Origin of the sequence: Mesorhizobium sp. M7A.F.Ca.CA.003.01.2.1, from assembly GCF_003998945.1 — a bacterium.
Classification (GTDB): domain Bacteria; phylum Pseudomonadota; class Alphaproteobacteria; order Rhizobiales; family Rhizobiaceae; genus Mesorhizobium; species Mesorhizobium ciceri.
Map to the genome: position 1 here is coordinate 1 of NZ_RZRA01000303.1, position 5644 is coordinate 5644.

The 5644-nt window shown below is 64.2% G+C and carries 6 protein-coding genes; 2 read left to right on the forward strand and 4 right to left on the reverse strand.

What is annotated here, in order from left to right; all coding sequences use genetic code 11:
• Positions 1-62: 62 nt before the first annotated feature.
• Positions 63-1166 carry a saccharopine dehydrogenase family protein gene (locus tag EN969_RS14295; RefSeq protein WP_024504078.1) on the reverse strand — a complete coding sequence of 368 codons (1104 nt, stop codon included), beginning with the start codon at positions 1164-1166 and terminating at the stop codon, positions 63-65.
• 115 nt (positions 1167-1281) lie between these two features.
• Here EN969_RS14295 and EN969_RS14300 point away from each other — a divergent pair, with 115 nt between their 5' ends.
• Positions 1282-1710 carry an Lrp/AsnC family transcriptional regulator gene (locus EN969_RS14300; protein WP_013528746.1) on the forward strand — a complete coding sequence of 143 codons (429 nt, stop codon included), beginning with the start codon at positions 1282-1284 and terminating at the stop codon, positions 1708-1710.
• 51 nt (positions 1711-1761) lie between these two features.
• Here EN969_RS14300 and EN969_RS14305 read toward each other — a convergent pair whose 3' ends face one another.
• The 3 genes from EN969_RS14305 to EN969_RS14315 form a co-directional block, all read right to left on the reverse strand.
• Positions 1762-3132 (reverse strand): HAMP domain-containing sensor histidine kinase, encoded by a 1371-nt coding sequence (locus EN969_RS14305; RefSeq protein ID WP_024504077.1) that lies wholly within the window; start codon positions 3130-3132, stop codon positions 1762-1764.
• Positions 3129-3803, reverse strand: coding sequence for a winged helix-turn-helix domain-containing protein (locus tag EN969_RS14310; RefSeq protein ID WP_013528748.1), 675 nt, complete (start codon positions 3801-3803; stop codon positions 3129-3131). The genes EN969_RS14305 and EN969_RS14310 overlap by 4 nt, the downstream gene beginning before the upstream one ends.
• A 160-nt stretch (positions 3804-3963) precedes the next feature.
• A complete protein-coding gene (locus EN969_RS14315) occupies positions 3964-4761 on the reverse strand; it encodes a hypothetical protein (protein ID WP_063170407.1) in 798 nt (265 codons plus the stop codon).
• A 231-nt stretch (positions 4762-4992) separates the two neighbouring features.
• Here EN969_RS14315 and EN969_RS14320 point away from each other — a divergent pair, with 231 nt between their 5' ends.
• Entirely contained in the window at positions 4993-5628 is a 636-nt protein-coding gene (locus EN969_RS14320) for an isoprenylcysteine carboxylmethyltransferase family protein (protein WP_063169592.1), read from the forward strand.
• Positions 5629-5644 lie beyond the last annotated feature (16 nt).

Here is a 5644-nt window from a genome sequence, read left to right on the forward strand (position 1 = left end):
GCCCGGCAGGGCAGAGGGGGGGCACTGTCCCGCCCGCCTCTCCACAAGAGAGACACGCCGCTTCACCCCGCCAGCCGACTCACCATTTCGTGCTGGGCATAGGCGCGGCCAAAACGGTTGGCTAGAAACGCGTCCAGCGCGATGTCTTCCTGCTTGATGAAGCCGGTCGCCGGCAGGCTGCCGTCGGCCAGCATGTCGAGCACGGCGCAGATGCCGGACGCCGTGGTGATCTGGATGGCGCTGCGCACCACCTGGCCGATACGCTGGGAATAGACCTTGTTGGCGTAGGTCTCCTGCAGCAGGCGGCCGTTCTTGCGGCCGGAGACGGTGACGAAGACGATGACGACGTCCTGCAATGTCGCCGGCAGGGCGCTTTCAAAAATGTCCTTCAGCACGTCGCGGCGATGGCGCAGGCCGAGGTCGTTGAGCAGCGCCTTCATGATCGCGGCGTGGCCGGGGTAGCGAATGGTGCGGTAGTTGAGCGTGCGCACCTTGCCCTTCAGCGTCTCGGCCAGTGTGCCGAGGCCGCCGGAGGTGTTGAATGCCTCGTAGGTGACGCCGTCGAGCGAGAACTCCTCGCGCTCTTCCAGCGGCGGCACCTCGACCAGCTCGCCTTCGACGATCGCCTCGCAGGGCTCGCAATATTCGTTGATGACGCCGTCGGTGCTCCAGGTGAGATTGTAGTTCAGCGCGTTGGACGGGTATTGCGGCAGGGCGCCGACGCGCATGCGCACGCTTTCCAGCGAATCGAACCGGCTGGCGAGATCGTTGGCGACGATCGAGATGAAGCCCGGCGCCAGGCCGCATTGCGGAATGAAGGCGCTTCTGCCCGAACGCGCCAATTCCTTGACGCGGCGGGTCGAGACGACGTCCTCGGTCAGGTCGAGATAGTGCACGCCGGCACTGGCCGCCGCCTCGGCGATGCGGGTGGTCAGATGGAAGGGAGCGGCGCTGAGCACCGCGAATTTGCCGGCGAGTGCGGCTTCAAGCGTGCCGGACGCTTCGATGTCGAGCTCCAGCGTCGCAACCGTGGCCGGGACTTCGGCCGCTGCGAGCTGTGCTGCCGAGCGGTCGACGAGCGTGACCTGATAATCTCCCGTGGCGGCGAGCATCTCGGCAATGGTCGAGCCGATCTTGCCGGCGCCGACAACGACAATTTTCTTCATGACAAATCCCTCACTGGTTGTGAGCACAGATTCGCAGCTTGCCCGTCGAAAGGAAGCGTGGTTCTGTACGAAACGAACCCATTGATTGGTCAGTCCGCCGAGAAGAATCGTCGAAATGCTCAGCGATGCCGAACAGACCCTGCTTTCGCTGCTGCGCGAGAATGCGCGCGCCTCGACCGCCGAGCTGGCGCGGCGGCTTGGCGTCTCGCGGACAACCGTGCAGAGCCGGATCGAACGGCTGGAGCAGCGCGGCATCATATCAGGCTACGGCGTGCGGCTGGCGCCGGATTATGAGCAGGGGCTGGTGCGGGCGCATGTGCTGCTCACCGTGACGCCCAAGCTTGCCGACAAGGTGGTGCGCGGCCTGCGCGGTTTGGCGACGGTCAGGACGCTGCATTCGGTCAGCGGCAATTTCGACATGATCGTCATCGTCGATGCGCCATCAATCCGCGACCTCGACATGCTGCTCGATCAGATCGGCGCCATGGATGGAGTCGAGCGGACGCTGTCGTCGATCATCCTGTCGACGCGGATAGATAGGTGAGGGGACCTCTCAACCCAAGCTGGGCTTGAACAGCACCAGCCGTTTCGCCGGCTAATCCGTAGCCAGCGGAAAACGCACCACCACCGCAAGTCCCGGTCGGCAATCCTCGAGCGTGATCGATGCGCCGTGCAGATCGGCGATGGCCCGGACAAGGCTGAGCCCGAGGCCGCTGCCTGATGTCGAGCGGCTGTGGTCCAGCCGGTAGAGCCGCTGGAACACTTTCTCGCGCTCTGCCGCCGGAATGCCGGGACCGTTGTCGGCGACGCCCGCAACGACGCGTTCGTCCTGGCGCGCCACCGACAGCTTTATCGTCGTGCCCGATGGACAATGGCGCAACGCGTTCTCGACCAGATTGGCGAACATCTGCGTCAGCAGCTCGCGATCGCCATGGATCCGGTCCGTCGTTTCCTGTGGTTGCGCCAACGACAGCGACTTTCCGTCGTCCTCGGCAACATCGGCATAGATCTCGGCGATGGTTTGCAGCACCTCGCCCAGATCGACATCGGTGAACCGCGCCCGGCGGGCGCCGGCCTCGATCTGCGCGATGCGCAGCAGGGCATCGAAGGTCTCGTTGATCTGCAGGCTCTCGGCATGCGCCTCCGCCAGTTCAGCGGCGATTTTCCGGCCCGACAGGTTCTTTTCCGACGCGGTGTCGAGGATCATCTGCAACCGGTTGAGCGGCGTCTTCAGATCGTGGGCGATGTTGGCGCTGACCTGTTTCATGCCTTCGACCAGCGCCGACAGGCGGTCGAGCGCGGCATTGACCTGGCTGGAGACGATGTCGATGTCGTCGCCCTTGCCGGTCAGCGGAATGCGGGTGTCCAGCCGTCCATGCGAGACATCCACCATGGTGGCGGCGATGCCGTCGAGACGGCGCTGGACGCGCGAGGCGAGCAGGGCGCCGCCGGCGACCGCCAGCCCGGTGATGATCAGGGTTCCCCAGCCAAAGCTCATCAGCACGATCCTCTCCAGCTCCTCCGTCTCGGAAAGGCTGAAGGCGACGGTCAGCGTGTTGCCGCCGACCGGGCCGGAATAGGCGCGGTACTCGGCGCCGGGCGGCACGCCGGGCATTTCGGTGTCGAACATCGAGAAGCCGTCGGGAAGCCCTGCCGCGGTGAAGTTGCCGGCCAGGCGATTGCCCGTTGCGTCGGTCAACGAAAACAGCTGCTCCTTCTTGAGGCTGCGCAGGGAGTGGCTGCCGACGGTCTCAACCAGCTCCTTGAGATCGTTCTCGGCATAGGTCGCGGCGACGACCGCGTAGGTTTCCTTGATGGTGTCGTCGAGCCGCTCGGCAAGATCGGCGCTCATCATCTGGTAGACGATGGCGCCAGACAGGACGAAGGCCAGCACGAACAGGAAGGCGAAGGTCAGGGCAAGCCGGAATGGCGTGCTGCGCAGCAGGCGGGACCAGGTTCCGGTCATGGCGCGTGCAGGCTGTAGCCGGTGTTGCGGACGGTGTGGATGAGTTGGGTTTCGAAGGGCTTGTCGACCTTGGCCCGCAGCCGGCTGATATGGGTCTCGACGACGCTGGTCCTGGGATCGAAATGAAAATCCCAGACCCGCTCCAGAAGCATGGTGCGGGTGATGACGCGGCCTTCGCCGCGCATCAGCACTTCCAGCAAGCTGAACTCCCGCGGCTGCAGGTCGATTGGCTGGCCCCGCCTCGTGACGCGGCGCATGATCAGGTCCATTTCGAGGTCGGCGACCCGTAGGACGGTTTTCTGCTCCTGCGCCGCCGGCCGCCGGCCAAGCGCGTTGATGCGAGCGAGGAGTTCGGAAAAGGCGAAGGGCTTGACCAGATAGTCGTCCCCGCCGGCCTCGAGCCCCTCGACGCGGTCGTCGATGCCGCCGACGGAGGTGAGGAAGATCGCCGGCGTGCGCACGCCGGCGGCGCGCACCGCCTTGACCATCGACAGGCCGTCGAGACCGGGGATCATCCGATCGGCGACGATCACGTCGTATTTGCCCCGGGTCGCCGCGAACAGCCCGTCATGGCCGTTGCGCAGGAGATCGCAGACATGGCCGGCCTCGGTCAGTCCCCTGACGATATAGTCGGCCGTCCTGTGGTCGTCCTCGACGAGAAGCAGTCGCATGAAAGGTCCGGTCCGTTGCCGAGATGGACAGGCTATCACCGGCACGGGCTTGTTCCTAGGATGTCACGAAGGCGCAGGGATGGTGGCGCTAGAACGTTCACGATTGGCCGAAGCGGTGGGGTTTTCGGCAATTGTCAATGCTAGCGCATCCGCCCTGCACCTAGTCCAGGTCCAGCAACAGTTCATCGGCTTCGTCGGTTGTCCCCTTCAGGGTCATGTGCAGGACGAGCGCAATGATACAGCCGAGGAAGAGCAGGCTGGTGAAGATGGTGCCGAAGCCCAGGCCGCCATGCCTGGCCGATCGCGACAGCAGGTCACCGAAGGAGGCGCCGAGCGGCCGCGTCAGGATATAGGCGAGCCAGAAGGCCAGGATGCCGTCGAGATTGAGCAGCCAGTAGGCCAGCACGATGAGCGCGATGGCGCCGCCGAACAGCAGGCCTGTGGTGAGGTAGCCCATGTCGAAGCTTTCGGCGACGAGATCGCCGGCGGCGGTGCCGAGCGCGAAGGTCAAGAGGATCGCCAGCCAGTAGAAGATTTCGCGCCTGGTGGTGAAGATGGTGTGGATCGACAGCGTCCGTTCGCTGGCGTACCAGACCGCGAATGTCGCGGCGAGCGCAACCGAGAAGGCGATGGTCGTGGTCTGCAGGCGCACGCCGAAAGTGTCGACGAGATTGTCCGTCACCAGGGTGCCGACGATGCTGATCAGCACCACCGCCAGCCAGTAGGCCCACGGCACGTAACGCTTCTGCGCAAACTGCAGGACGAGGGCAGCGATCAGGATGCCGGTCATGATCAGCGAGGTGACGGTCAGCCCAAGCCCGATCGTGTCGGCAAAATAGTCCGCCGCGGTCTCGCCGGTGGTGACCGCCATCAACTTGATCACCCAGAAATCGAGAGTGACGTCGGGAACTCTGTTGTGGCTCGGTGGGGCGGGTTGTTGCCTGTTGGGCGCGAGCATGGCTGAAGTCCTGAGGTCGACGGTTGCGGCGGTGGCGATCCGCGCAGCGTAAGCAAACGAGTTCACGCCGGCCTGTCCGGCGGCATACAAATTCGTAAGAATGGACGTGGGCCGCGCAAAGTCCTTTACGAACGCCCGGCGCTGCGCCGATAGAGGGCGTGCGCCTTTCATCCGCCATCAATGTCATGCCCATTGCTCACGGGCACTCGTCAGTGCCCCAGGAAACACCAAATGACCTACGCTACCCTCAAGCCGGTTTCCCAGGCCTTCGACCAGCGCAAGCGCCTGATCTTCGTGCGGGTTGCGGCGGCGCTGGCGGTGTTGCTGCTGTTTCTCACCAAGCCGGGGCTGAGCGAGGGCTCCGACGGGCACGAAACGCTCGAATTCTTCGGCTTTTGCCTGGTGCTCGTCTGTGTCGTCGGGCGGCTGTGGAGCATTCTCTATGTCGGCGGCAAGAAGAACGAGGAACTGGTCTCGACGGGACCGTTCTCGACCACGCAGAACCCGCTCTATTTCTTCTCGACGGTCGGCGCGGTCGGCATTGGATTGCTCTACGGCTCGCTGATGACGGCCGTGGCGCTGGGCCTTGCCAGCTTTTTCATCTTTCGCGTCACGGCGCGCAAGGAAGCCGAATTTCTGCTCGGCAAGTTCGGCCCAGCCTATCTTGCCTACACCAAGAGCACGCCCCGGTTCTGGCCAAACCCGCTGCTCTACCGCGACGATGACGAACTGCAGTTCTCGACGCGGGCTTTGAAGCGCACGTTTTTCGACGGGCTCTATTTCCTCGCCATCTTCCCGGCCATCGAACTGGTCGAGCATTTCCGGGCGACCGGCATGCTGTTTCCGGCCTTCGTCACGCTCTACTGATCAGCTGGCTCTAGCT